At 65.8% G+C, this 25,839-nt stretch carries 17 protein-coding genes and 1 tRNA gene; 15 read left to right on the top strand and 3 right to left on the bottom strand.

From position 1 onward, the window contains the following. Positions 1 to 73: 73 nt before the first annotated feature. From OU02_RS07830 to OU02_RS07775, 12 genes are all read left to right on the top strand, one after another. Positions 74 to 1,093, top strand: a complete 1,020-nt coding sequence (locus OU02_RS07830; RefSeq protein WP_160248861.1) for a Cna B-type domain-containing protein — start codon at positions 74 to 76, stop codon at positions 1,091 to 1,093. Between the two features lie 1,020 nt (positions 1,094 to 2,113). Further along, on the top strand, positions 2,114 to 2,422 hold the full coding sequence (gene rplU, locus OU02_RS07825) for a 50S ribosomal protein L21 (RefSeq protein ID WP_022858357.1): 309 nt from the start codon (positions 2,114 to 2,116) through the stop codon (positions 2,420 to 2,422). Positions 2,423 to 2,473: 51 nt separating this feature from the next. Continuing rightward, positions 2,474 to 2,725 (top strand): 50S ribosomal protein L27, encoded by a 252-nt coding sequence (rpmA, locus tag OU02_RS07820; protein WP_026643719.1) that lies wholly within the window; start codon positions 2,474 to 2,476, stop codon positions 2,723 to 2,725. 369 nt (positions 2,726 to 3,094) lie between these two features. Then, a complete protein-coding gene (gene obgE, locus OU02_RS07815; RefSeq protein WP_033489747.1) occupies positions 3,095 to 4,780 on the top strand; it encodes a GTPase ObgE in 1,686 nt (561 codons plus the stop codon). A 47-nt stretch (positions 4,781 to 4,827) separates the two neighbouring features. Then, positions 4,828 to 5,970 carry a glutamate 5-kinase gene (proB, locus tag OU02_RS07810; protein WP_033489745.1) on the top strand — a complete coding sequence of 381 codons (1,143 nt, stop codon included), beginning with the start codon at positions 4,828 to 4,830 and terminating at the stop codon, positions 5,968 to 5,970. 26 nt (positions 5,971 to 5,996) lie between these two features. Further along, the gene (locus OU02_RS07805; RefSeq protein WP_033489743.1) at positions 5,997 to 7,232 is read left to right on the top strand and encodes a pyridoxal phosphate-dependent aminotransferase; all 1,236 of its coding nucleotides are present in this window, start codon (positions 5,997 to 5,999) and stop codon (positions 7,230 to 7,232) included. 237 nt (positions 7,233 to 7,469) lie between these two features. After that, a tRNA-Trp gene (locus tag OU02_RS07800) sits at positions 7,470 to 7,542 on the top strand. A gap of 53 nt (positions 7,543 to 7,595) precedes the next feature. Next, positions 7,596 to 7,826, top strand: a complete 231-nt coding sequence (gene secE, locus OU02_RS07795) for a preprotein translocase subunit SecE (protein ID WP_022858364.1) — start codon at positions 7,596 to 7,598, stop codon at positions 7,824 to 7,826. A gap of 86 nt (positions 7,827 to 7,912) precedes the next feature. After that, positions 7,913 to 8,914, top strand: coding sequence for a transcription termination/antitermination protein NusG (gene nusG, locus OU02_RS07790; protein ID WP_033489741.1), 1,002 nt, complete (start codon positions 7,913 to 7,915; stop codon positions 8,912 to 8,914). 184 nt (positions 8,915 to 9,098) lie between these two features. Next, positions 9,099 to 9,530: a 50S ribosomal protein L11 gene (rplK, locus tag OU02_RS07785; RefSeq protein WP_026643714.1), complete on the top strand. Its 432-nt coding sequence runs from the start codon at positions 9,099 to 9,101 to the stop codon at positions 9,528 to 9,530. Between the two features lie 22 nt (positions 9,531 to 9,552). Further along, positions 9,553 to 10,242, top strand: a complete 690-nt coding sequence (rplA, locus tag OU02_RS07780) for a 50S ribosomal protein L1 (protein WP_022858367.1) — start codon at positions 9,553 to 9,555, stop codon at positions 10,240 to 10,242. A 148-nt stretch (positions 10,243 to 10,390) separates the two neighbouring features. After that, a complete protein-coding gene (locus tag OU02_RS07775; protein WP_033489740.1) occupies positions 10,391 to 11,170 on the top strand; it encodes a PucR family transcriptional regulator in 780 nt (259 codons plus the stop codon). A gap of 2 nt (positions 11,171 to 11,172) precedes the next feature. Here OU02_RS07775 and OU02_RS07770 read toward each other — a convergent pair whose 3' ends face one another. The 3 genes from OU02_RS07770 to OU02_RS07760 form a co-directional block, all read right to left on the bottom strand. Further along, complete coding sequence (locus OU02_RS07770) at positions 11,173 to 13,224, bottom strand: DUF6020 family protein (RefSeq protein ID WP_051918399.1); 2,052 nt, start codon at positions 13,222 to 13,224, stop codon at positions 11,173 to 11,175. 123 nt (positions 13,225 to 13,347) lie between these two features. Next, positions 13,348 to 14,277, bottom strand: a complete 930-nt coding sequence (locus OU02_RS07765) for a biotin--[acetyl-CoA-carboxylase] ligase (protein WP_051918398.1) — start codon at positions 14,275 to 14,277, stop codon at positions 13,348 to 13,350. A 918-nt stretch (positions 14,278 to 15,195) separates the two neighbouring features. After that, positions 15,196 to 15,927, bottom strand: a complete 732-nt coding sequence (locus OU02_RS07760) for a biotin transporter BioY (protein WP_033489738.1) — start codon at positions 15,925 to 15,927, stop codon at positions 15,196 to 15,198. A gap of 335 nt (positions 15,928 to 16,262) precedes the next feature. Here OU02_RS07760 and OU02_RS07755 point away from each other — a divergent pair, with 335 nt between their 5' ends. From OU02_RS07755 to OU02_RS07745, 3 genes are all read left to right on the top strand, one after another. Further along, the gene (locus tag OU02_RS07755; RefSeq protein ID WP_033489736.1) at positions 16,263 to 18,158 is read left to right on the top strand and encodes an acetyl/propionyl/methylcrotonyl-CoA carboxylase subunit alpha; all 1,896 of its coding nucleotides are present in this window, start codon (positions 16,263 to 16,265) and stop codon (positions 18,156 to 18,158) included. Further along, positions 18,155 to 19,846 carry an acyl-CoA carboxylase subunit beta gene (locus tag OU02_RS07750; RefSeq protein ID WP_080720587.1) on the top strand — a complete coding sequence of 564 codons (1,692 nt, stop codon included), beginning with the start codon at positions 18,155 to 18,157 and terminating at the stop codon, positions 19,844 to 19,846. The genes OU02_RS07755 and OU02_RS07750 overlap by 4 nt, the downstream gene beginning before the upstream one ends. A gap of 61 nt (positions 19,847 to 19,907) precedes the next feature. Further along, the coding region (locus OU02_RS07745; protein ID WP_033489734.1) for a fatty acid synthase subunit beta domain-containing protein at positions 19,908 to 25,839 on the top strand (5,932 nt) is incomplete at its 3' end.

Here is a 25,839-nt window from a genome sequence, read left to right as displayed (position 1 = left end):
ACCCAACCGCATGCGAAACGCTTATAATAACAACCGAGAAGAAGAACACCTCACCAAACCAAGGGGGGACAACATGGGACGGCTTACAGTCGGAAAGCGGATCGCGCCGGCGATACTCTGCGCGGCGGCGATGCTTACGAGCCTTGCCGTAGGAGTGCCGAGTGTCTACGCAGAAGACACCAATACGGAGGAAGACCGCACCGACCTCACGTCAAGCGTTGTCGCCGGCAGTGGTGAGGGCACCATCAGCGTCACGTACGCGCACGACGAGACGGCGCTCGAGGGCGTGGTCTTCCACGTCTACAACGTGGCCAAGTGGGCGGGTGAAGGTGGCTACGAGCCAATCGGTGACTTCGCCGACACCGAGAAGTATCCGGTGAATTGGGACGTGCTCAACGCCGACCCGCAGACGTTCCGTGACATGGCGAACACGCTCGCAGGATACATCGAGGTCAATGGCACCGAGCCGGCGGCCAGCGCCGTGACCGACGCGGATGGCGCGGTCTCGTTCACCAACGTGGGCGATGGCATGTTCCTCGTGACCGCGGACCGCTTCATCGAGAAGACGCTCGAATGCAAGAGCTCGGCCATGCTCGTGGCACTGCCGAACGTGCATGTGGAAGACGGCGCGAATCAGCGCGTGGTCAACATCGAGCCGAAGAGCGACTGCGTGGTGCCCGAAGTCAAGACCGAGACACTCAACGTGAAGAAGGTCTGGAAAGACGCGGGCAACACCGACCGCCCGAAGTCGATCACCGTGGAGCTGCTTAAGAACGGCGAATCGCAGGAGACCGTTGAGCTCTCCGACGCCAACAACTGGCAGCACTCGTGGGCGGGGCTGGAATCCGGCAACGACTGGAAGGTCGTGGAGAAGAACGTGCCGGCCGGATACACCACCATCTCCGAGTACGACATGACGGCGGAAGACGAAGCCAGCGTCACGATCACCAACACGAAGCCAGCGCCGCCGGTCACGCCGCAGAAGCCGCCGGCGCAGACCGGTGCGGACATCGCGCTCGTGGTCGTTGTGGCGGGCGCCGCGTTCATCTTGGGCCTGCTGCTGATCATCAAGACGCGCAAGAAGGAAGCGTGAGCGCGCGGGCGCGTTGAGCGCCACCTGCGCTGAGTGCAGTGCGCTGAAGGGAAGGCCATCCTCCGGGGTGGCCTTCTCCTGTTGTGCGCGGTGTGTGTTGTGTGCTGTGTGCCGTGTGTTGCAATCGCATTGTGTGGAGAATGTGAAAATGAGTGGGGCGGGGTATATATCACGCGGGTAATGGATAGAATTAACACAGCGTTCATGTATGTGAGCGCAAAGTGTCATCACGGGTTTTATGATGATGTATATTCTTCCCCCCGACGGGGCGCGCCGAACCGATGGCGCGCCCCGTTTTTCTTGCCCATGCCGGTCTTCCCCGTGTGCGGGTGCTACCCGTAACGCGGAAGGTCCAACCGGGGTCATAGGGGCTGGATGGTAGTTGGTCGGGAGCGCGCGAATTGTACGCGGATTCAAGGGCGCTGCGTAAAATTCGCACGCTGTTGCCATGGCCATGACAGTTCTCGGCGGTCTGGCGGTCCCCAGCGGTTCTCAATGATCACGCACACGGTCTCCGCCCGGCGCATGATCTCGAATACCACCGGACAGACCCCAGCGCACACAATGATGTATTTCGACGTCCGCACCTCAACATCGTCAATACTCCAAACGGCGCAATGGACACTATTGCTGATGGGCAGTTCCCTCGCGTGGAACGGACTGCTGTGGTCGTTCGTGCATTTTGTACACCACGAACGCGCCAACGACCACTGTGCCCACGATCATCTCCAGAGTGTTCATCACGGAGGGCGTCATTCCGAGACTCAGTCGGTCCGTTCGAGGTAGGCGTGGAGCCCGATGGCGGCCCAAAGGGGGATACTTGATTGACACGGCGAACGGCGTCGGGGAGCGGGATGCCGTACTGTATGCTCGGTGACAGTGGTCGGTCGGGGTGTGCTCCGGCGTGTCTTCGGCGTGTTGCGAAAGTACACGGTGCTGTGTATATTTGATTGCTGGTGTCTGGCCGCGAGGCTCGAACGTGCCGGGCAGTAAGCTTTCCAAGTGAATAAAGGAACTGATATGTACGCGATTGTCAAGGCCGGCGGCCATCAGGAAAAGGTCGAGGTCGGCGATACCATCCTCGTGAATCGTCTTGCAGCCAAGAAGGGTGAGACCGTGGAATTCCCGGTCGCGCTCGTCGTCGACGGCTCCAAGGTCACCATCGCCGCGGCGGATCTGGCGAAGATCTCCGTCAAGGGCGAAGTTGTGGACGACGAGGCCAAGGGCCCGAAGATCCGCATCCAGAAGTTCAAGAACAAGACCGGCGTTGCTCGTCGCAAGGGCCATCGCCAGAAGCTGAGCATCGTCAAGATCACTGAGATCGCCTGATTTCAGCGGAACGAGTGACGGCAGACTTCAGCTAACCGAAAGGAACGAGAAATGGCACATAAGAAGGGCGCTTCCAGCTCGCGCAACGGTCGCGATTCGAATCCCCAGTACCTCGGTGTGAAGAAGTTCGGCGGCGAAGCCGTCGTGGCTGGCAACATTCTGGTTCGCCAGCGTGGCACCAACTTCCACCCGGGCCAGAACGTGGGCATCGGCAAGGACCACACGCTGTTCGCACTCGCGGACGGTCAGGTCAAGTTCGCGGTGCGCCGCGATCGCAAGGTCGTCGACGTCATCGCTGAGTGAATGATTGCGGCTCCGGCTGCATGACATTACACGTTACCGCATCCTCCGGGGTGCGGTTTTTTCGTATAAGCGCCGGATGGGGCAGTACGCCCGTGAACAGTCCGGGTGTGCCGGGAGGCAAGGGCGTTCACAACTCGTCGTTACTCTGTGCATCTGCGAGTGATGCGCTCCGGACATGCTCCGAATACGGCAGATAGTAGCCTATCTGAGAGTCGTGCATGGTTTGCGCACGCACAACTGCATATTAAGGCATCTATCGGGCGGTCGTGCGCACCGCAACAGCGTTCCGCGGTGATTGGGAAACTGTCGATTCACCCAAATCGCGCGCACAACCGCGGTAATAGCACCGCACCGATAGAATGGTCGGTTATGAGTGACTTTGTAGATCGAGTGACAGTACATGTGAAGGGCGGAGACGGCGGCAATGGCTCCGCCGGCATCCGCAGGGAGAAGTACAAGCCGTTGGCCGGACCGAACGGCGGCAATGGAGGCAAAGGCGGATCGGTGATCTTCGTGGCCGATCCGAACGCGAATTCGCTGCTGGATTATCGTTTCATGCCGCACCGTTCCGCCGGCAACGGCACGATGGGCTTGGGCGACACGAAAGACGGTTCGCAGGGCGCCGACTTGCGGCTGCCCGTGCCGATCGGCACCGTGGTGTTCACCGCGCGCGGAGCCGAAGGCCAGCCGAAGCGCCCCGGCGAGGTCCTTGCCGACCTGCGCCATGCGGGCGACGAATTCGTCGCGGCCGCGGGCGGCGCGGGCGGGCTGGGCAACGCCGCGCTCGCGAACCGCACACGCCGCGCGCCCGGTTTTGCGCTGCTGGGCGAACCGGGCGAGGAACGCGATGTGATCCTTGAGCTGAAGTCGATTGCCGACGTGGCGCTCGTCGGATTCCCCTCGGCGGGCAAATCAAGCCTGATCGCCGCGATGAGCGCCGCCAAACCGAAGATCGCGGACTACCCGTTCACCACGCTCGTGCCGAACCTGGGCGTCGTGCAAGCCGGCGACATGCGCTATACAATCGCCGACGTGCCGGGCCTGATTCCCGGCGCCTCGCAGGGCAAAGGCCTCGGCCTGCAGTTCCTGCGCCACATTGAGCGCACCGAGATCATCGCGCATGTGATCGATTGCGCCACGCTCGAACCGGGCCGCGACCCGCTGAGCGACTATTACGCGCTCGAGCAGGAACTCGGTGAATACGCGAATGACCTTGAGCTTCCGCTCGGCGCGATTCCGATTCCGGAACGCCCGCGCATCATCATCCTCAACAAGGTCGATATGCCCGAGGCGAAGGAGCTCGCCGAGTTCGTCAAGCCGGAGTTCGAAAAGCTCGATCTGCCGGTGTACATTGTCTCCACCGCGTCGCACGAAGGGCTCAAAGAGCTCAATTTCGCGCTCGCGAACCTCGTCACGCAGATGCGCGCAGACATCGCCGCGCGCGAAGAGACCGTGGAAGAGGAGCGCGTGGTCATCAATCCGCTCAGCGAGCCGGGCCAGCGCCGCCGCAACGGCCGCAATGCCGGCGTGCAGGAGTTCGAGATCGAGCGCGAAGAAGACCGCAACGGCAACTACTGGTTCACGGTGACGGGCACGAAGCCCGAGCGGTGGGTCGTGCAGACGAACTTCGACAACGACGAGGCCGTGGGCTATCTGGCCGACCGTCTAGCCAAGCTGGGCGTCGAAGACGCACTGCGCAAGAACGGCGCGCGCCCGGGCGACGAAGTGCGCATCGGGCGTGGCGCGCGGGCGGTCGCGTTCGACTGGGATCCGACAATCGCCGCCGGCGCGGAGAACCTCGACGGCACGCAGCTCGGCTCGCGCGGCCGCGACCTACGCCTCGAAGCGGAGGATTCGCGTGGCCGCCGGCGTACCAACACCGAGCGCCGCCGCCAGTACCACGAGATGATGGACGCCCGCGCCGCCGTGCGCGCCGCCATGCAGGCGGAGCGCGAGGCCGGCCACTGGGCCGACCCTGCGGTGGACGACGACAGGCACGACGAGACGTCGCTCTTCGGCCGTGGCGACCCCGAGGAGTACGAGTCGGAGGAGTGACCCTCCGCTACGGGTAGTCTCTCTGGGGAACGAAGGAGCTGAACGCAATGGAACAATCCACGCCGAAGACGCAGGAAGACGTGCGCCGGGCGGTGGCCGCCGCGCACACCGTGGTGGTGAAGGTCGGGTCGAGCTCGCTCACTCAGCCGTCGGGGCACCTGGACGTGGACAAACTCACCGCGCTCGTCGGTGCGATCGCCCAAGTGCACATGCTCGGCGGCAACATCGTGCTCGTCTCGTCGGGTGCGATCGCCGCCGGCTTCGGCCCGCTCGGCTTCAGCTCGCGGCCGACCGACGTGGCGACCCAGCAGGCGGCCGCGTCGGTGGGGCAGGGTCTGCTGATGGCGCAATACGAGGCCGCGTTCGGGCGGTACGGCATCCGCGTGGGGCAGCTGCTCATCACCGCGGAAGACACGATGCAGCCGCGCCAATACCGCAACGCGCGCCGCACGATGGCCACGATGCTCGAACTGGGCGTGGTGCCGATCGTCAACGAGAACGACGCGCTCGCCAGCAACGAAATCCGCTTTGGCGACAACGACCGCCTTTCCGCACTCATCGCGAACATGGTGCGCGCCGACGCGCTCGTGCTGCTGACCGACGTGGACGCGCTGTACACCGCCCCGCCGAGCGAGCCGGGGTCGCACCGCGTGCCGTTCGTGCCCAACGTGACTGCGCTAATCGACGAAATCCGCGTGGGCGGTTCCGGCTCGGGCGTCGGCACCGGCGGCATGGTCACGAAACTCGAGGCCGCGCGCATGGCCTCGGTCTCGGGCATCCCCGCGGTCATGACGTGCGCGGCGAACGCTGGCCCGGCGCTGATGGGCGACGCCGTGGGCACCGCGTTCGCGCCCGTGCGCCAACGCGGCTCGGCGCGCCGCCTGTGGATCAAATTCGCCTCGCACCCGCAGGGCACGCTCGTGGCGGATTCCGGCGCCGCTTCCGCCGTGCGCGGAGGGCGCGCGAGCCTGCTCGCCGCGGGCGTAGTGGAAGTGCGCGGGCAGTTCGCCGCGGGCGATGCCGTGTGGATCGACGACGAGGCCGGCAACCACCTTGCGCGCGGGCTCGCCGGGTTCGACGCCGAGGAGATTCCGCACATGCTCGGCCGCACGAGCGCGCAGCTGCGGCGTCTGCTCGGGGAGGAATACGCGCACCCGCTCGTCCACCGAGACAACCTCGTGCTGATCTAGGCATGTTGTTGCGGTCCGGCAGTAGCATGAGAGCCATGACCAACACAGATTCCCTCCCCCTGTCTGACCGCATCAATCACGTGACGCCGAGCGCCACACTCGCCGTGGATTCCAAAGCCAAGGCCATGAAGGCCGAAGGCATCGACGTCATCGGTTTCGGCGCCGGCGAACCGAATTTCGCTACGCCCGAAGAGATCGTGGCCGTGGCCGCCGAAGCCGTGGTCGACCCGCGCAACTACCGCTACACGCCCACCGCCGGCCTGCCCGAACTGCGCGAGGCGATCGCCGCGAAGACGCTCCGTGACTCCGGTTACGAGGTCTCGCCGTCGCAGGTCGTGGTGACGAACGGCGGCAAGCAGGCCGTCTACGAGACATTCCAACTGCTGCTCAACAGTGGCGACGAGGTCATCATCCCCACCCCGTACTGGACGAGCTACCCCGAGGCGGTCAAGCTCGCCGGCGGCGTACCGGTCGAAGTGTTCGCCGGCGCCGAAGTGAACTTCGAGCCGAACGTCGCCGACCTCGAGGCCGCGCGCACCGAGCGCACGAAGGCGGTCATCGTCACCTCGCCGAACAATCCGACCGGCGCGGTCTGGAGCGAAGAGACGATCCGTGCGATCGGCGAATGGGCGATCGAGCACGGCATTTGGGTCGTCAGCGACGAGATCTACGAGCATCTCACGTACGACGGCGTGCACACCACGTACATCGGCGCGGCCGTGCCTGAAGTACGCGAACAGCTGATCGTGCTCAACGGCGTGGCGAAGACCTACGCCATGCCGGGCTGGCGCGTCGGCTGGATGGTCGCGCCCGAGCGCGTGGCCAAGGCGGCGGCGAAACTGCAGGGGCACATGACGTCGAACGTGAACAACATCGCCCAGCGCGCGGCGCTCGCCGCCGTCTCCGGGCCGCTCGACGCGGTGGAGCGCATGCGCGAGGCGTTCGACGCGCGCAGGCAGGCGATCGTCGCGGCGCTCAACCAGATTGACGGCGTGCACTGCCCCACGCCGAAGGGCGCGTTCTACGCGTTCCCCGACGTACGCGGGCTACTGAACCGGCCGATGGGTCCCAACGGACAAGTGTTCGAGGACACCGCGGCGCTCGCGGCCGCGCTGCTCGACGAGGCGCATGTGGCGGCCGTGCCCGGCGAGGCGTTCGGCGCGCCCGGGTATCTGCGCTTCTCGTACGCGCTCGCCGACGACCAGCTCGCCGAGGGCATGCGTCGCTTCCAGGAGTGGGTCGCCGCGTCGCCCGCTGCGTGAGCGGTGGATGCCTGGTCTGGATGAAAGCCATGCTGTGCGCCCGCACACATGGCTTTCGCCGTAGTCGGGGCTGGGATTGGCGCGCGGCGCGGGCGGAAAACGTGTGCGACACGTGAAGATACACGCGGGGATTTGGCGAAGTCGGCATAAGCCGCTACTATGTTCACTTGGCGGTTTTGCGAAGCCACCGACAGGGTCCGAAAGGCGCCCAGGCGGCAGGCTGAGCATGATCTTCCTAGGGAAGTGGCGCAATTGGTAGCGCAACGGTCTCCAAAACCGTAGGTTGTGGGTTCGAGTCCCGCCTTCCCTGCAAAGACCATCGAGTGAGATCGAGTGAGCTTACCAAGCTATTCTGGAGGGATCATGGCTGCTAAGACAGATCATGGCGAGGAAGTCGTCAACCCGAACATCTTCATGCGCATCGGTTTGTTCTTCAAGCAGATCATCGACGAATTGCGCAAAGTTGTGACGCCTACCCGCAAGCAGCTGTTCTGGTGGTCGCTCGCGTCGTTCATCTTCGTGCTGCTGCTCATGGTGTTCGTGACCGCGATGGACTTTGGTCTGGGCAAGCTCGCACTGCTGATCTTCGGCTGATCCACGCCCGTTCGCTCCACCCGCTATACTCTGGCTGAAGGTAATATTCGTTCTGAATACATACAATCAAGCAAAGGTGAACGTGCATGAGTGACGAAGTGAATCTCGAGAACCTCGACCAGCTGCCCGAGGCAGCTGACGACCAGTCGCAGGTAGACGTACAGGCTATGACGTTCAGTGCGCAGGAGCCCGCCGATGCCGCGCTGGCCGACGCACAGGGAGAGATTGACGCCGTCGCCGCCGCCTCGCCGAGCGAGGACATCGCCGAAGGCATGGCGTATGACTCAGTGGAAGCTGCCGACTCCGCCTCCGCGGACGATGCGAGCGAAGCCGCGCAAGACAGCCTTCAGGATGCCATCGACGATTCGCCTGAAGGCGACCAAGCCGCACAATCCGAAGGCACCGCCAACGCGGACGCCAACAACGACGGCCCGGCCGCCGAAGCCGAAGAGGCCGAAGAGGAAGCCGCCGACGCCGGCGCGCTCGCTGTCAAGGAATTCTCCAAGAGCCTGCGCACACTCGAAGGCAAGTGGTACGTGCTGCACACGTATTCCGGTTATGAGAAGCGCGTGAAGAGCAACATCGAATCCCGTGTGGCGAGCTTCGGCCTTGAAGACACGATCTTCCAGGTGGAAGTGCCGATGGAAGAGGTCGAGAAGCACACCGAAAAGGGCAAGAAGGTCATCACGCGTGTGCGTGTGCCAGGCTATGTGCTGATCCGCATGTGGCCGGACGAGGACGCGCGCCGCATTGTGCGCGAGACCGAAGGCGTGACCGGCTTCGTCGGCCCGACCCGCGAGCCGGCGCCGCTGAGCCGCAAAGAGGTCGTGTCCATGATGGCCCCGATGATCGCCTCGGAAGCGCTCAAGAAGGCCGGGGACAAGCCGGCCGCCGCCAAGAAGCGCGTCATGGAGGTCTCGTACGCCGTGGGCGATCAGGTCACGGTGACCGATGGCCCGTTCACCACGATGTCCGCCGTTGTCTCTGATGTGGAGCCGACGACGCAGAAGCTCACCGTGCTCGTCTCAATCTTCGGGCGTGACACACCGGTCGAGCTCGGCTTCGACCAGGTCGAAAAGCTCGCCTGATTCTTTACGTGAAAACCGGCCGTGCACTACGGCCGGTTTTGTGTTGCGCGCGGGGCCCACAAGTCCCGCGCGCATGGCATACTGGAAAAGTTGTGTGCGTACGCGCGCGACAAATCATCAGTTGCGGAAGGTACGGGGAGGTCCCGTGCCGTTTGTACCGCTTCAGAGAAAGAAGAACCATATTATGGCTCCTAAGAAGAAAGTCTCGGCGCTGATCAAGCTCCAGATTGAGGCTGGCAAGGCCAACCCGGCCCCGCCGCTGGGCCCGGCTCTGGGTTCGCACGGCGTGAACATCATGGATTTCTGCAAGGCGTACAACGCCAAGACGCAGGACAAGATGGGCCAGATCATCCCTGTGGAGATCACCGTCTACGAAGACCGTTCCTTCGACTTCATCCTGAAGACCCCGCCGGCGGCCGCGCTGCTCAAGAAGGCCGCGGGCATCACCAAGGGCACCGACAACCCGCTGACCACCAAGGTCGGTTCGGTCACCAAGGATCAGGTCCGCGAGATCGCCGAAACCAAGATGGCTGATCTTTCCGCTCGTGACATCGACGCTGCCATGAAGATCATCGAGGGCACCGCGCGCTCGATGGGCATCACCGTGAACGACTGAGCTGAGAGGATAGGGAATCATCATGGCTAAGCACTCCAAGAAGTATCGCGAAGCGGCCGAGCGCATCGACCGTAACAACCTGTACACCCCGGAAGAGGCCATCGCTCTGCTCAAGAGCATGCCGGCCTACAACTTCGACCAGACCGTCGAAGCTGTGCTCCGTCTGAATGTGGACCCGCGCAAGGCCGACCAGCTCGTCCGCGGTTCCGTGAACCTGCCGAACGGCACCGGTAAGACCGCCAAGGTGCTCGTGTTCGCCCGTGGCCCGAAGGCCACCGAGGCCCTCGAGGCCGGCGCCGACATCGTCGGTGACGACGATCTGGTCGAGCAGGTCGCCAACGGCTTCCTCGACTTCGACTCCGTGGTCGCCACCCCGGACATGATGGGCAAGGTCGGCCGTCTGGGCCGTGTGCTCGGTCCGCGTGGCCTCATGCCGAACCCGAAGACCGGCACCGTGACCATGGACGTCACCAAGGCGATCAAGGACATCAAGGGCGGCAAGGTCGACTTCCGCGTCGACAAGAACGGCAACCTCAGCTTCCTCTTCGGCAAGCTGAGCTTCACTGCCGAAGCCCTCGATGAGAACTTCCGCGCTGTGGCCGACGAGATCAAGCGTCTCAAGCCGTCCACCGTGAAGGGCCGTTACATCACCAAGGCTACGATCAGCTCCACGATGAACCCGGGCATCCCGGTGGATCCGGCGTCGATCTGATCGCAGTCCTGATCTTCAGGAACTACATAACAGCGCTCCGCACTCCGTGTGCGGGGCGCTGTTTGCGTTCCGGACGCCCGCGCGCACATGGCGAAACGCCGTGTGTGCGCGGGGCCGAAAATAACGCCCCGCCGCTACACTGGGCAGCATGGCAGGCAGTGAGCAGGCGGATATTCTCGATCTTTTGGCGGGGCATACGGACGATACGACAATCATGCGGCTCACCTTCGAATGTCTGCTCGCGGGCCTCGACGACGAGCGCGTGGTCTCGCTGCTCAACATCATCGGCTGGCGTGGGGAATTCGACTGTTTCGCCATCGGCGGCGAACCGGCGGAGTCGCTCGGCGCCACCGCTGCCGCAGTGAGCAAAGCCGTCGGCGATCTGGGCGGCGAAGCCCCGCTCATCGGCACGTACGGGCGGTATGCGCTCGTGTGCATGCGTGTACAGGCCGCCGTTTCGCCGGAAGTGGCGTGCACCGCGATGGCCGGTGCGTTCTCCGAGGCGCCGCTGTACCTGAGCCCGGTGCGTACCGGCGCGCAGGGGGCGGCCCGTGCCTTGCACGAAACGCTGTTTTCGCTGCAGGCGGCGCCCTCGCTGCAGCATGCGCCGCGTCCGCTGAGGGCGGACGACCTGCTTCCCGAGCGCGCCTTGCTCGGCGATGACATCGCGCGTGAGGAACTGTATTGCAACGTGTATCGCGTGTTGCACGGCGAGCACGACGACGATCCGACATTCCTGACCGTCTCCACGTTTTTACGCTACGGGGGATCATTGGAACTGACGGCGAAAGAGCTCAACATCCACCCCAACACCGTGCGCTACCGGCTCAAGCGCGCCGCCGAGACGACCGGCTGGGACGCGACCGACCCACGCGACGCGTTCGTACTGAACACGGCGATCGCAATCGGCCGCATGCGCGACGCCTAGCGTTACGCGCGGGGCGAGGGGCGCGCTGTGCCGCGAACCCAGCTGCCGCCGCGGTTGTCGCGCGCGAACATGATGCACAGGAACCCGAAGACGAACGCGATCGGCAGCATATGGCGCTCGAAATTGTTCGCCGGCGCCGTGATCATCACGCCCATCAACAGTAGGAGTGGCATATGCCAGCTCAGCGCACGCCAGCGGCGCAGCGCGAGCTCGGCGGCACCGATGAGCAGTGTGAGCGTGACGTAGAAATTGCCGTGCGTGACCCAGCCGAGCACCGGGATCCGGCTCCACTCGCGCACAACATGCGCCACGCCGTACCGCCAGTTGTGATTGTAGTATTTGATCCACGTGTTGGACCGCTGTACGTAATCATTGTCCACGTAATAGCTCATCGGCACATACGGCGGGTCGAACACGTCGAAATACCCGTATGATTTTGCGAACAGCGCGTCGAACGCGGTCTGCGGGTCGGCGCGTACGATCTCGAGCCAGACGGCGTTGAACTGCTTCATGTCTTCCGCGGTGACCGAACGCCAGCGGTAGCTCACTTTCTTCGATTGAATGCCCGACGATTTGACCGGGTCGGCGTCCTCACTGCGGTACGCCTGCGCCATCTGGTCGATGTTGAAGATCGGCGCGAGCTTTTTCGCTGCGCTTTCGGGAATCGCGCCCGGGTTGCGTTGCGCCACGCGCGCGATCATCTGCAGCTGCGCGCCGCGGCTTTCGATCGGGTCGCCGCCGATAATCGCGCCGGAGCCGATGAGCATCGCGATCGCGCCGTGCACGAGCACAGTCGGCAGGAGCAATGTGAGCAGATACAAGAGCCAGCGGCGGCGGTCGGCAAGCAGCGAGAGCACCACTTGGGTCATGAGGATGTACCACGCGTATTTCGCGCTGACGAGCATGACGACGCACGAGACGACCAACGCGGCGATCGTGACGGGGCGTGTGGGTTGCGGGCGGCCGGGGGTGTTGCGGTGGGTCATGTACAACTCGTACATCAGGCCGAACCACCAAGTGAACGCGAACGCGAAGAGTGGGGATTTGGTCAGTGAGATCGTGGAGAACGTGACGAGCGGGCAGCACAGGAACAGCAGCATCACGAGCGCGCGGGCGAGCGGGCCGGCGGGGGCCGGGGTGCGCGCCGGTTCTGCGGTGGGCGTGTAGGCGCGCAGGCCGCGTTCGGGATGAGCGAAATCGACGGGATTCGCGGTGTGCAGGCGTTCGGGGTGCGCGTAATCCGGGTGCGTGCGCGGTCCTGATGCCGTGCGCGCAATCCACGGCAGATTGAAGAAACGATTGGCGGCGGAAGCGCAGCAGAAGCCGGCGAAGAGCCACTGCAGGGCGGCAAGCACTACAAAGCCGGCATCGTTCGAGCCGGTCAGGTAGCGGGAGAGCGCGGCGGTGGCGCCATAGAACACGGTGAGCACGATGTTGTGCTGGTCGGTCAGATAGGTTGGGTCGGTGGACCACATGTAATGCGCGGTGGGGTAGATGTCCATCGGCACGAACGAGAAGAAGCCGATGTACGGCTGGTCGAGTCCGGTCCACTGATTCCATGCCCAGGCGAATTCGCGGGTCTGCGAAAGGATGTCCGCGCCGTACGCCGCAAGCAAAGTGGTGGGGATCCACAGCCAGCCGATTACGAGCACAAGCCAGATGCGGCGCCAGTTGCCGGTCGCGCGCATGATGAAGCGGCCTGCGGCGGCGAAGAAGCGCGCGGTGCGCGGCGGCAGCGCGGGTATGCGCGGAGGGAACGCCGTGCGCGGGGCGGAATCGGCCATGCGGTGGGCAGAATCTGCTGTGCGGTGGGCGGAGCGCACGAGCAGCCACACGATGCCGAAACACACCGCGAACATGGCCACGAATCCCACGCCGTTGGTCCAGCGGAAGGCGGAGAGTCCGGAGTCGGCGCGCATCAGGGGGCCGATCGCCGTGCACCAGGCGATCCATGCGCACGCCAGCCCCGCGACGAGCCAGCACAGCGCGGCCCCCACGCGTGCGAGTGCGGTGCGTGTGGGCGCGGGGGAGTGGCTCAGATGATCACGATCCATAGTCAGCGATTGTACATTTCGCCCAGAATGCGTCTTGGCGGGTCGTGGCGTCATGCGCATGCGCAGTTTTGCAATCCTAGCGTATTGCCCAGGGGGCTCGGCATGCAGCGTGCTGGGCACGCATCAATCGCCGACGGGGAGCACACCCACGTCGCCGGTGCGCACAAGGCGCTCGATGCCGTCGTCGTCGGTCATCGCGAGCGAAGCGTCGGCATCGAGCGCGCGGGCGATGCCACTGCACGTGTTGCCATCCATGTAATGGACAATGATCGGACGCCCCAGCGTCCAGCACTCTTCGGTCACACGCTTGAGCAGATTCCGCGCGTAGCCGTGCGGGTTGAGCCCGAACTGCCACAGCCGCCCCTCGAGATTGCGTACGATGCGTGTGGCGAGCAGATCCATCACGCGCTCCGCCGGCGGGCGTCCGCCCTCGTCCGCGGGTTCGGTGATCAGACGCCACGATGTGGCCGCGTCGATTGGCAGTTCATCCTGAGGCACAGCGATGTTCAGCCCCACGCCGAAAATCACCGCGACCGTGTTCGGGTCGTCCGGCAACGTGACGATCTGCGCGAGGATCCCGCCGAGTTTGCGCCCGTGGAACACAATGTCGTTGGGCCATTTGAGTTTGACGTCGTCTGCGGAATCGTCGGCGTTCACTGGGTCGGCGACCCACCGCAGATTGGTTTCCTGCAGTGTTTCACGCAGCGCGTCGAGCACGGAGAGGCCGGCGATCATCTGCAGCCAGCCGTTGAGCGTGGGGTCGTGCGCCACGCCCGCGCCCACCGCCGAAACGAACGAAGCCGTGAACGACTCGCCCGGCGCGCTGTACCATGTGTGGTCGAGGCGCCCGCGGCCGGCGGTCTGTTCGCGCGCGGCGATGACCGTCATGCCATCGCGCTGCCACCGGCCGCTTGTGATGAGCTGTTCGGCCGTGGCGTTCGTGGAGCGCGCCGTGTTGAGCGACCACACGTGTGCCACGGACCGTGTCTGCGGTAGGTCGTCATTGATCAGATTGCTGGCGCTCAGTTCGCCCAGCTGCACATTGCTACACATACTGTCGATTATTCCACGTCCGCTGGGCGCTGACGTGTGGCCGGTCGCGTCTGGCTGCCAGCGTGGGGCCTGCTTGTTGTGCGTGGTATCTCGCTTACGAGAGTGCCATAATCTTGGCGCATGCAGGTATTGGCCGTGCAGATCGCTGGAATTCCGGTGAACCCCACGGCCAATACTTTGAGGCTGCACAATTATGGCACTCTCGTAAGCGAGATACGCACCATGCAAGCCGTTTCCGCGGCCAATGTGCCACCAGACCCGTGCTGTGCCGTGAGACGGCCATGTCATCAACGCTTCGGTGTGGCCACCTCACGGCATGGCCGGGGCGTGGTGCGTCGGGGCGCGGCCGGGGCGCGATGTGGCGGGGGTGCGGTGCATCGTGGTGTGGCTTGGGCATGTTGTATCTGGGGCGTAGTGCGTCGGGGTGCGGTGCGGTATGGGCGCGTTCTAACAGTCGTGGGGTGTGGCATGCAGTGGTATCCCGATTGCGTGCGAATTGTACGCGGTATCACAGGCGTGCGTAAAATCCGTACGCAAATTGCCATCTAAGCGTATGAATTTTACGCGCTTTTGGGTAGGCTGCGTACAATTCGTACGCAACGAGGCCAGTTTGCGTGTGAATTGTACGCACGCTCTGAATTGTGCGTACAATCCGTACGCTGATGCGGGGCTTCGGCGCGTATTGATGCTGGAGCCCCGGCATACATGGAGTGTGGAGGCTAACGGCTGCAGGTGGCGGCTACTGACGGCGGATGGCTTAGGTAGCGGCAGATGGCGGCTAGCGGCGGTAAGCGAAGCGGCGGCTACGGCGGTAAGTTGGCAGCCACGGCCGCGGGAAGCGACCATGGTGGCAGATGGCGACCATGGTGGCAGGTGACAGTCACGATGGTAGGTGGTGGCCACGGCAGCAGACGGCGACTAGCGACGGAAGGTGGCAGCCACGGTGGCAGCCAAGGCCGCTTTGCACAGGTCGCCGGGAAGGAAGCCGGCGGAGGCGCTCGCGATCAAACGTAGCGGCACACCGGTGACCGCCGACTGCACCAACAGGCCGCACGCATAATGCAGTACGATGCAGCCGATCACCGCCGCCGCCCAATACGCCACAAACCGCAGCGCCCAACGCGCGGTGACGCGGCCTGCCTGCGCAATCGTGCCATCCGCCGACCTGCCTGCTGCGACACCCATGCCGCCATCGTCTGCCGCGCCGTTCATGGCGTGGTGCCCATTGTTCGCCGATGTCGCGTTGCCGGCGCCATCATGCACGCCGCCCCAGCGCGCACTCACCCGCTGCACGGCGGCCACGAGCGTGGCGGTCACGGCCACCGCGGGCACGAAACCGAAGATGAAACCAGCGCTCGCCCCCACAAGCGCAAGCGTGGACATGCCGCCCGCGAACACCGGCAGGCCGCACGCACCCATCGCCACATACATGACGACCGCGGCCACCGCCTGCCGCCGGCTGAGCACCATGGCCGCCATCATCACCACGAGCGTCTGCAACGTGATCGGCACCGGCGTTCCGGGAATTGGAATGCGCCCCGCCGCGGTGGCCGCCCACAACAGTCCGGCCGTCACAAGGGACGGCGCCCACTGCAGCATGAATGTCCGCATAGTGAGACGCGAGGACGCAGTGATTTCAGTGTTTTGCATATCTATTCCTTTCGTCATGCGTACCAGGCCCATGCACGCCACCATGCCCGCTGTGAATGCATGGAGACCCGCATGGAAACCCAGCGCCGCTACCCGGCACGCGGCCGCGGTGCATACACCACGCAACCTGCGGCATGTGTGGCAATCGGGCGGCATCCGCGCGCCAGCGCAGCCCGGTTGCCCGTTACGCATCGCCCGCCACCGCCCCAGACCAATCCGCCCAAAGCTTACGCGCACGCTTGCGGCGGCCGGTTTGTAGCCGTGAACAAAACCGGGGCGCGATCTTTGCGAAAAACAAAAAGCGCGCGCACGGCGGCCGCGGCAATCTAGGACGCATGCTTCAACACATCAGCAAACTGCTCGTCGCCAACCGCGGTGAGATCGCCCTGCGCGTGGTGCGCACCGCGCGCGAAATGGGCATCCCCACCGTGGTGGTGTACGCCGAGCAGGACCGCCACTGCCAGTACGTGCAGATGGCGGACGAAGCGTATCTGCTCTCGGGAGACACCTACGCGGACACATATCTCAATGAGGACCTGCTCCTCTCCATCTTGGAACGCAGCGGCGCCGACGCCGTGCACCCCGGGTACGGCTTCCTTTCCGAGGTCGCGTCGTTCGCCACGCGCGTGATGGACGCCGGCGCCGTGTGGATTGGCCCGTCGCCGCGCGCGCTCAAGGCGCTTGGCGACAAAATCAGCGCGCGCAACGTGGCCACGAAAGCAAAGGTGCCGCCGGTGCCGGGGATCTCGCACGCGGTGAGCGATATGCGCGTGCTGCTCGACTTCGCGCACACGCACGGCTATCCGCTCATGATGAAACGCACCGATGGCGGCGGCGGCCGTGGCATCACGCTCGTGCGCAACGACGACGAGCTGCGCGGGTTCCACCTGAACCATAACGCGGTGCAGGGCGGCGACCTGTCCGAGTATTTCGTGGAGCGGTTCATCGACCACGGCCGCCATGTGGAAACGCAATGCGGGCGCGATGCGCACGGCGAGTTCACCGTCTACTCCACGCGCGACTGCTCGGTGCAGCGGCGCAACCAGAAGCTCATCGAAGAGGCTCCCGCCCCGTTCCTCACCGACGAGGTGGAGGAGCAGCTGCGCGCCTACTCGCGCCGGCTGTTTGACACGGTGCAATATGTGGGGCTCGGCACGTGCGAGTTCATGGTGACCGACACGGGCAAAGCGTATTTCCTAGAGGTCAATCCGCGCCTGCAGGTGGAACACACCGTGAGCGAAGAGGTCTGCGGGCTCGATCTGGTGCGCGAGCAGCTCACGATCGCCGCGGGCGGACACCTCACCCCCGCGCCCGCCCCGCGCGGTCACAGTTTCGAGCTGCGCATCACGAGCGAAGACCCCAAATCGAATCTCACGCCCAGCGCGGGCACGCTCGAGACGGTGCGCTGGCCGTCCGGCCCTGGCATCCGCGTGGATTCGGGCGTTGCGGAAAGCGACACAATCTCCCCGAAATTCGATTCGATGATGGGAAAGCTCATCGTGACCGCGCAGAGTCGCCCCGCGGCGATCGCCCGCGTGCGGCGCGCGCTCGCCGAGCTCGAAATCGCCGGTGTGCCGACACCCGCTGATCTCTATGCGCAGATTTTCGCCGACGACGAGTTCACCGGCGAGCATGGCGCACCGTTCGACGTGAGCACCAAGTGGCTCGAACGCAAATACCTCAACCGCGAACCCGAGGCGGCGCGCGCGGGACAGCCGGCGTCGGTCGCCGGTGCGGCGACGGCCGAGGACGCTGCGCGCACGGCGAGCGAACGGTTCGTGATCGAAGTGAACAACCGGCGCGTGGAACTGACCGTGCCGCTCGACGTGGTGGCCAACCTGACCGGCGGCACCCATGCGCGCGCCGCGCAGATGCCCACCCAGCCGTTGCGCGGCCAGGGCATGCACCACGTGGAGCGCAAGGAGACGCGCGACGAACGTCCTGGCGTCATCTCGTCGCCGATGCAGGCGATCGTGACGCGCATCACCGTGGAGCCGGGGCAGGCCGTGGCGAAGGGCGACCTGCTCGTGGTGCTCGAATCCATGAAGATGGAGAACTACGTCTATGCGCCGGCCGGCGGGACCGTCACCGAGATCTTTGCCGCTCCGGCCGCAGGCGTGGAAGCGGGCGAGACGCTGCTGACGATGGACGTGGCGGGCACGCGGCACGCCAGCGACGCGCATCGCGCCCAATCCGACCAGTCTGCGCAATCCGAGGAGGCGCACGCATGAACGACATCACGAATTCCCCGACCCTGCTCGCGCTTGCCGAGGCTCACGGCGGGCTCAACGAGGCCGCGTGGGCCGTGCAGGCGTTGCAATCCGTGGATGGTGCCGACGGCGCGGGCCATGCAGGCGCATCGCCCGCAGCGGAACATCAGCCAATCCGCCCGGCGGTGCTGCGCGCGGCCCAGCTAGCGCGCGACGCCGAGGAGAAGGCGCGCGACCGCCAGCATGTGAAAGGCAAGCTCACCGCGCGTGAACGGCTCGACCTGCTGCTCGACACCGGCACGTTCGAGGAGATCGGGCGGTTCAGCGGCGGCGACATCGCGGCGGGCACCGCCGGGGCCGCCGTCATCACCGGCTTCGGCGAGGTGTACGGGCGCACGGTGGCCGTGTACGCGCAGGATTTCTCCGTGCGCGGAGGCACGCTCGGCGTGGCCGAGGGGCGCAAGATCTGCCGGCTGATGGATCAGGCGCTCGCGCTGCAGGTGCCGGTCGTGGCACTCATCGACTCGGGCGGCGCGCGCATCCAGGAAGGTGTGGCCGCATTGACGCAATACGGGCGCATTTTCCGTAAAACATGCGACGCGAGCGGCTTCATTCCGCAAATCTCACTGATTTTGGGTCCGTGCGCGGGTGGCGCGGTGTATTGCCCGGCACTGACGGACCTGATCATCATGACGCGCGAGAACTCGAACATGTTCGTCACCGGCCCCGACGTGATCAAGGCCGCCACAGGCGAGTCGATTAGCATGAACGACCTGGGCGGCGGCAAGGTGCACAGCACCACCTCGGGCGTGGCGCATTACCTCGGCGCCGATGAAGCCGACGCGATCGACTACGCGCGCACGGTGCTCGCCTATCTGCCGTCGAACTCGACCGCGCAGCCGCCCACCTACGCGTATATGGCCACGCGCGCGGACCGTGAGGTCGCCGCGCGCCTGCGTGAGGTCGTGCCGGAGAACGACCGCCAGCCCTACGACGCGCTCGACGTGATCCGCTGCCTTGTGGACTACGGCGAGTTCGTGCAGGTGCACGAGCTGTTCGCGTGTTCGGCGGTGGTCGGATTCGCGTGCATCGACGGGCATCCGGTGGGCATTGTGGCGAACCAGCCGAATGTGCTCGCGGGTGGCCTCGACGTGGATTCCTCCGAGAAGATCGCGCGGTTTGTGCGCCTGTGCGACGCGTTCAACCTGCCCGTGATCACACTCGTGGACACCCCCGGGTACAAGCCGGGCGCGGAGCAGGAGCACGCGGGCATCATCCGGCGCGGCGCCAAAGTCATCTACGCGTATGCGAGCGCGCAGGTGCCGCTCATCACCGTCATCCTGCGCAAGGCGTTCGGCGGCGCGTACATCGTGATGGGGTCGAAGGCGATCGGCGCTGACCTCAACTACGCGTGGCCGAGCAGCCAGATCGCGGTGCTCGGCGCCACGGGTGCGGTGAACATCATCCACCGCAAGGACCTGCAGAAAGCGCGCGATGCCGGGCAGGACGTGGAGCAGGTGCGCGCGCGGTACGCCGCGGAATACGAGCGCACCACGGTCAACGCGAACCTTTCGATGGAAACCGGGCAGATCGACGCGATGATCGACCCCGAGCAGACGCGCGATGCGCTTGTGGAGGGGCTCAAGCTCCTTGCCGGCAAGCGCCGCATGCGCGCCACGCCCCGCCACCACGGCAACCAGCCCCTCTAGCACCGATCCCAAGCACCAACTCATGTATCCATCACATATGACTAACACAGAAAGAACACTGATGACCACCACACCATTCCTCAGCCGCCTTGCCTGCGAACCGCACGCGCTCATGTTCGCGGGCCAGTCCACACCGTGGACGTCCGCTCTCGCCGAATTGACCGATGACCCGCAACTCAACGAAACCCTGCACGACTACGCGCGCTTGGCGCACGACATGCTCGCCCCGGTGGGCGCCGAACTGCTGGCCACGACCGGCCGTGAGATCGACCTGTTCGGCTTCACCCCGAACGCCGTGCACCTGGGCGCAGCGGCCGACGCGACCGCGAGCGTCGAAGGCATCGCGCTCGCGCAGCTCGGCGCGCTCCTCGACGCCGCGCAGCTCGGCTACGACGTGGCCGACGCCGCCCCGCGCGCGCTCCTTGGCCATTCGCAGGGCATCCTCGGCGTGCACATGGCCCGCGCGATCATCAGCGCCGGCTCGATTGAGGCGGCACGCGGCGCGATCGGAGAAATCCTCGCGATCGCCGCGCTGATCGGCGCCGCCGGCACGCGCGAGGCCCGCGCGCACGGCATGGTGCCGCGCTACGGCGACTCCACGCCGATGCTTTCGGTGAAGGGCATCATGCCGAGGCAGGCGGACGAACTCATCGCCCGCGTGACTGACGCGCGCGGCCCGATCGCCGTGGCCGTGATCAACGCGATGGACCATGTCGTGCTCTCGGGCCACCCGCAGGACCTCGCGTCGTTCGCCGTGGAAGTGGGCAAGGAGCACGCGCATCAGGCGCAGCTGCGCGCCGACAAGGTGCGCGGCGGCCGCGTGTTCGACCCCACGCTCGAATATCTCGACGTGACGCTGCCGTTCCACAGCCCGCTCATGGCGCATGCGGTGGACCTCGTGGGGCAGTGGGCGGCCGCGTGCGGCATCAAGGAGGCGCATGCGCGCGAGCTCGCCGCCGAAGTGCTGCTCAACCAGGTGGATTGGTCCACGCAGGTGCGCGAACTGCTCACCACGAACGACCCGCGCGGCCTGTGGGTCGTGGACCTGGGCCCGGGCACCACGCTCACGAAGCTGTTCGCGAACAACGCGCAAGGCACGGGTGTGGGCATTGTCGAGGCGGCTGGCACGGCCGTGCGCGCCGCGCTCACCGAACCCGGGTTCACCCCCGCGCGTACACAGGACTGGTCGCGCTTCGCCCCGCGCATAGTGCGCACCGCGCACGGCGATGAGGTCTCGACCGCGTTCACACGCCTGACTGGCAAGCCGCCGGTGCTGCTCGCCGGCATGACGCCAACGACCGTGGAGCCCGAGATCGTGGCCGCCGCGGCCAATGCCGGCTACTGGGCGGAGCTCGCGGGCGGCGGCCAGGTGACGGCCGAAGTGTTCGACCGCAACATCGCCAAGCTCGAAGAGGAGCTCGACGAGGGCCGCACGGTCGAATTCAACGCGATGTTCATGGACCGCTACCTGTGGAATCTGCAGTTCGGCGCGCAGCGCATCGTGCCGAAGAAGCGCGCGAGCGGCGCGCCGATCGACGGCGTCGTCGTCTCCGCCGGCATCCCTGAGCTTGACGAGGCGGTGGAACTCGTCCGCTTGCTCAACGCGGACGGCTTCCCATTCGTCGCGTTCAAACCCGGCACGGTGGAGCAGATCCGCCAGGTGGCGGCGATCGCATGCGCGGTGGCGCCGGCGAAGATCCTCATGCAGGTCGAAGGCGGGTCCGCCGGCGGCCACCACAGCTGGGAGTCGCTCGACGACCTGCTGCTCTCCACCTACGCGCAGATCCGCGAGCATGAGAACCTCGTGCTCGTGGCGGGCGGCGGCATCGGCACGCCCGAGCGCGCCGCCGACTACATCAGCGGCGAATGGGCGGCGCGTTACGATCGGCCGAACATGCCGGTGGACGGCGTGCTCGTCGGCACGGCCGTCATGACGGCGAAAGAGGCGCACACGAGCCCCGAAGTCAAGCGTATGCTCGTCAACACGCCGGGCATCGACTCTGGCGCGCAGAACAGCGACGTGTTCGCGCCGCTCGGCGAGCAGTGGGTGCCGAGCGGGCAGGCCGTGGGCGGCGTCACGTCTGGCCTGAGCCACCTGCACGCCGACATCTACGAGCTGGAGAACGCCTCGGCGCGCTGCGGCCGCCTGCTCGTGCGCGTGATGAAGCACCCCGAGGAGCTCGTGAGCCGCCGCGCGGATATCATCGACGCGCTCAACGCGACCGCCAAGCCGTATTTCGGTGATTTGGGCTCGATGACATACCTCGACTGGGCGCGCCGGTTCGCCGAACTTGCGTTCCCTTGGGCCGACGGCACGTACGCCGACCGCTTCCTGCACCTGCTGCAGCGCATCGAAGCGCGCGTGATCGACCTCGAACAGGGCGAGTTCACGCCGATGTTCGCTGCGCGCGAGGATGTGGAGACCGACCCGTTCACCGCGATTGACGCGTTGCTCGCCGCATATCCGCAGATTGCCGAACTCGTGGTGTCACCGATGGACGAGGCGTGGTTCACGACGCTCGTGCGCGAATACCCCAAGCCGATGCCCTTCGTGCCCGCGATCGACGGCGACCTGCTGCGCTGGTGGGGCCAGGACCAGCTGTGGCAGTCCGAGGACCCGCGGTATTCTGCCGATTCCGTGCGCATTATCCCCGGCCCGATCTCGGTGGCCGGCATCACGACCGTCGACGAGCCGGTCGCTGCGATCCTCGGCCGGTTCCGCGACGCGATGACCGAGCGCGTCACCGGTGCAGGCCGGAGCGCGGCCGAACCCGTGTTCGCGCCGCTTGACGACGTGCGCAGCGCCGAGGACTTCATCCGTGCGAGTGCCAACATCTCGTGGATCGGCCACGTGACGGCCAATCCGGCCTACGGCACCGAACGCGGCAGCGCGCAGTACGAACTGCGCCATGTGGGCCGCGACGAGGCCGCGGGGGTCGAACAATTCGACCTCGACATCCATCTCGACACGTTCTGGGACAACGACCCGGACGGCGGACTGAGCAAGCACGCCGTGCGCGATATCGTGATCCCGCTCAACGTGGCGCTCGACGCGACCGGCACAATCCCCGTGGTGGACCGCGAACGCCTGCCCGAACACGTCTACCGCATGCTCGCCGCCACCGCCGGCATCGGCAACACCGCGATCACCGGTGACGAACTGACCGCCATGCCCATGGTGCAGCCCGCCGACAACGCGCAGGAGTTCCCCTTCGGTGTGGCGCAATCCGCCTACACGCTCTCCGCCAACCTCGGCACCGACCATGAGGCCGCCACCGGCGGCGCGCTGCCGCTCGATCTGGCGCCGTCGCGCATCGCGCCCGACGCGCTTGTCGGCCCCGCATGGCCCACGATCTACGCGGCGCTCGGCTCGGTCATGGTCAGCGGCTACCCGGTCATCGAAGGCCTGCTCAACGCCGTGCACCTCGACCACCTCATCGAACTCGACATCACCGAAGACGAGCTGCTCGAACACACCGGCGAGCAGATCACGCTCTACGGCTGGGCCGAACAGTATGCGGAATCCGCGTCGGGCCGCGTCGTCACGATCCATGTGGAGCACCGTCTGGCCGACGGCGCGCTCGTGGCGCGCGAAACCGAGCGTTTCGCGATCCGCGGCCGCGCGTACAGCGACGAACTGCCCGCGCCAGCGCCGAATTACGGCGGGCTGGTCGAAGACATCCGCGAGACGCCGCGCCGCGTGCTGCGCCGCGTCACCGTGCGCGCGCCGCACGAGATGACGGCGTTCGCGCGCACGTCCGGCGACTTCAACCCGATCCACACGTCGCACCGTGGCGCCGCGATCAGCGGGCTCGCGCAGCCGCTCGTGCACGGCATGTGGCTTTCCGCGACCGCGCAGCACGCCGTGCAGGCGCTCGACACCGCCGGTGCGCATTACGAGATCGCCGGCTGGACCTACAACATGTACGGCATGGTGCAGCTCGACGACGAAGTGGAGATCACGGTGGAGCGCATCGGCCGCGTGGCGCACGCGGGCCTCGTGCTCGAAGTGACGTGCCGCATCGACGGGCAGATCGTCTCGCGCGGCACCGCGATCACGCGGCCCGTGGCGAGCGCGTTCGTCTACCCCGGCCAGGGCATCCAGCAGCAGGGCATGGTGCTCGACGAGCGCGCCAAATCCGCGGCGGCGCGCGATGTGTGGGAGCGCGCCGACAGGCTCACGCGCGAGCGGCTCGGATTCTCAATCCTCGCCGTGGTGCGCGACAACCCGAAGGAACTCACCGCGAACGGCGTGACCTACCGCCACCCGGAGGGCCTGCTCAACCTGACGCAGTTCACACAGGTCGCGCTCGCCACGGTCGCGTTCGCGCAGACCGCGCGCCTGCGTGAGGCCGGCGCCGACATCAACCCCGCGTATTTCGCCGGCCATTCGCTCGGCGAATACAACGCGCTCAGCTCGTTCGCGGGCGTGATCCCGCTCGAGACCGTGCTCGAACTCGTGTTCCACCGCGGGTCGACGATGCACCATCTCATCGACCGTGACGCGCAGGGCCGTTCCAACTACCGCATGGGCGCCCTGCGGCCAAACCAGTTTGGCGTCGACGACGCGCACGTGCGCGAATATGTGGCGTCGGTCGCGCAGGCGAGCGGCGAGTTCCTGGAGATCGTCAACTACAATCTGGCGGGCCAGCAGTACGCGGTGGCCGGTACGATCGCCGGGCTCAAGGCGCTCGCCGAGGATTCCGCGCGGCGCGTGGCGGAGTATGGCGGCAAGAAGGCGTTCATGTTCGTGCCGGGCATCGACGTGCCGTTCCACTCCACACTGCTGCGCAAGGGCGTGCCGGAGTTCCGCGACAAGCTCGACGCGCTGCTGCCCGCGCAGATCGATTATCGCGGTGCGCTCGAAGGACGCTACATCCCGAACCTCGTGGCCGTGCCGTTCGAGATGACACGCGAGTTCGCGGCGGCGATCCTCGAGGTCGTGCCGTCCGAGCGGATCGCCGAGGCGCTCGCCGACAGCGAAGTGTGGGAGTCGTATGCGGCCGATGACCAGAAGCTTGGCCGTCTGCTGCTCACCGAACTGCTCAGCTGGCAGTTCGCTTCGCCGGTGCGCTGGATCGAAACGCAGGCGCTGCTGTTCGGATCGGCCGAACAGGGCGGTCTCGGCGTGGAGGAGTACGTGGAGGTTGGCCTGGGCAATGCGCCGACGCTCGCGAACCTGGGTGCCAAGACGCTCAAGCTGCCCGAGTTCTCGCGCCGCAAGGTGACCGTGCTCAACGTGGGCCGCGACGAGTCCCGCATCTACATGACCGACACGGATTCCCTCGCCCCTGAGCCGGAGCCCGCAGTCGCCGAAGCGTCGTCTGCCGCCTCCACCCCTGTTACGGGTAGTGCTTCTTCTGCTACGGGTAGTGGTCAGAGCGCCCAAAACCCCGCAGATTCCGGGCGTGTCGCCGCAGAAAGCACTACCCGTAGCGAGGAAGGCACTACCCGTAGCGTACAGACGACGGCCGCGGATGGGGGCGCGCAAGGCGCTACCCAGAGTGGCGCTGCGCAGGGTGTTGCGGGCAGCGACGTCGCGGACATCCCGTTCAAGGCGCATGACGCGATCGCCATGCTGCTGGCGTACGCCGCGAAGATTCGCCCCGAGCAGATCGGCGGGCAGGACACGACCGACACGCTGACGAACGGCGTCTCGTCACGCCGCAACCAGCTGCTGATGGATATCAGCTCGGAACTCGGCGTGGCGAGCGTCGACGGCGCCGCCGAGGCGAGCATCGACGCATTGAGCGCGCTCGTCGACAAAGTCGCCCCGAACTACAAGGCTTTCGGCCCGGTGCTCTCCGACATCGTGCGCGACCGCATGCGCGGCCTCTTCGGCGCGGCAGGCGTCAAGACCGCGCAGGTCGAGGCGCGTGTGCGCGAAGTGTGGGGACTGGGCGATGGCTGGGCGAGCCGCGTCGTCGCCGCGCTCGTGCTCGGCACGCGCGACGGCGCCAGCGCGCGCGGCGGCGATCTGGCCGAGCTCGGCA

Source organism: Bifidobacterium pseudolongum subsp. pseudolongum DSM 20099, assembly GCF_000771225.1.
GTDB classification, from domain to species: domain Bacteria; phylum Actinomycetota; class Actinomycetes; order Actinomycetales; family Bifidobacteriaceae; genus Bifidobacterium; species Bifidobacterium pseudolongum.
The sequence above is the reverse complement of the archived record's forward strand: the minus strand, read 5'-3'. Positions and strand labels throughout refer to the sequence as shown.

Coding starts and splice junctions, on each gene's coding strand:
- OU02_RS07830 (WP_160248861.1), top strand. CDS start 74: ATGGGACGGCTTACAGTCGGAAAGCGGATCGCGCCGGCGATACTCTGC.
- rplU (WP_022858357.1), top strand. CDS start 2,114: ATGTACGCGATTGTCAAGGCCGGCGGCCATCAGGAAAAGGTCGAGGTC.
- rpmA (WP_026643719.1), top strand. CDS start 2,474: ATGGCACATAAGAAGGGCGCTTCCAGCTCGCGCAACGGTCGCGATTCG.
- obgE (WP_033489747.1), top strand. CDS start 3,095: ATGAGTGACTTTGTAGATCGAGTGACAGTACATGTGAAGGGCGGAGAC.
- proB (WP_033489745.1), top strand. CDS start 4,828: ATGGAACAATCCACGCCGAAGACGCAGGAAGACGTGCGCCGGGCGGTG.
- OU02_RS07805 (WP_033489743.1), top strand. CDS start 5,997: ATGAGAGCCATGACCAACACAGATTCCCTCCCCCTGTCTGACCGCATC.
- secE (WP_022858364.1), top strand. CDS start 7,596: ATGGCTGCTAAGACAGATCATGGCGAGGAAGTCGTCAACCCGAACATC.
- nusG (WP_033489741.1), top strand. CDS start 7,913: ATGAGTGACGAAGTGAATCTCGAGAACCTCGACCAGCTGCCCGAGGCA.
- rplK (WP_026643714.1), top strand. CDS start 9,099: ATGGCTCCTAAGAAGAAAGTCTCGGCGCTGATCAAGCTCCAGATTGAG.
- rplA (WP_022858367.1), top strand. CDS start 9,553: ATGGCTAAGCACTCCAAGAAGTATCGCGAAGCGGCCGAGCGCATCGAC.
- OU02_RS07775 (WP_033489740.1), top strand. CDS start 10,391: ATGGCAGGCAGTGAGCAGGCGGATATTCTCGATCTTTTGGCGGGGCAT.
- OU02_RS07770 (WP_051918399.1), bottom strand. CDS start 13,224: ATGGATCGTGATCATCTGAGCCACTCCCCCGCGCCCACACGCACCGCA.
- OU02_RS07765 (WP_051918398.1), bottom strand. CDS start 14,277: ATGTGTAGCAATGTGCAGCTGGGCGAACTGAGCGCCAGCAATCTGATC.
- OU02_RS07760 (WP_033489738.1), bottom strand. CDS start 15,927: ATGCAAAACACTGAAATCACTGCGTCCTCGCGTCTCACTATGCGGACA.
- OU02_RS07755 (WP_033489736.1), top strand. CDS start 16,263: ATGCTTCAACACATCAGCAAACTGCTCGTCGCCAACCGCGGTGAGATC.
- OU02_RS07750 (WP_080720587.1), top strand. CDS start 18,155: ATGAACGACATCACGAATTCCCCGACCCTGCTCGCGCTTGCCGAGGCT.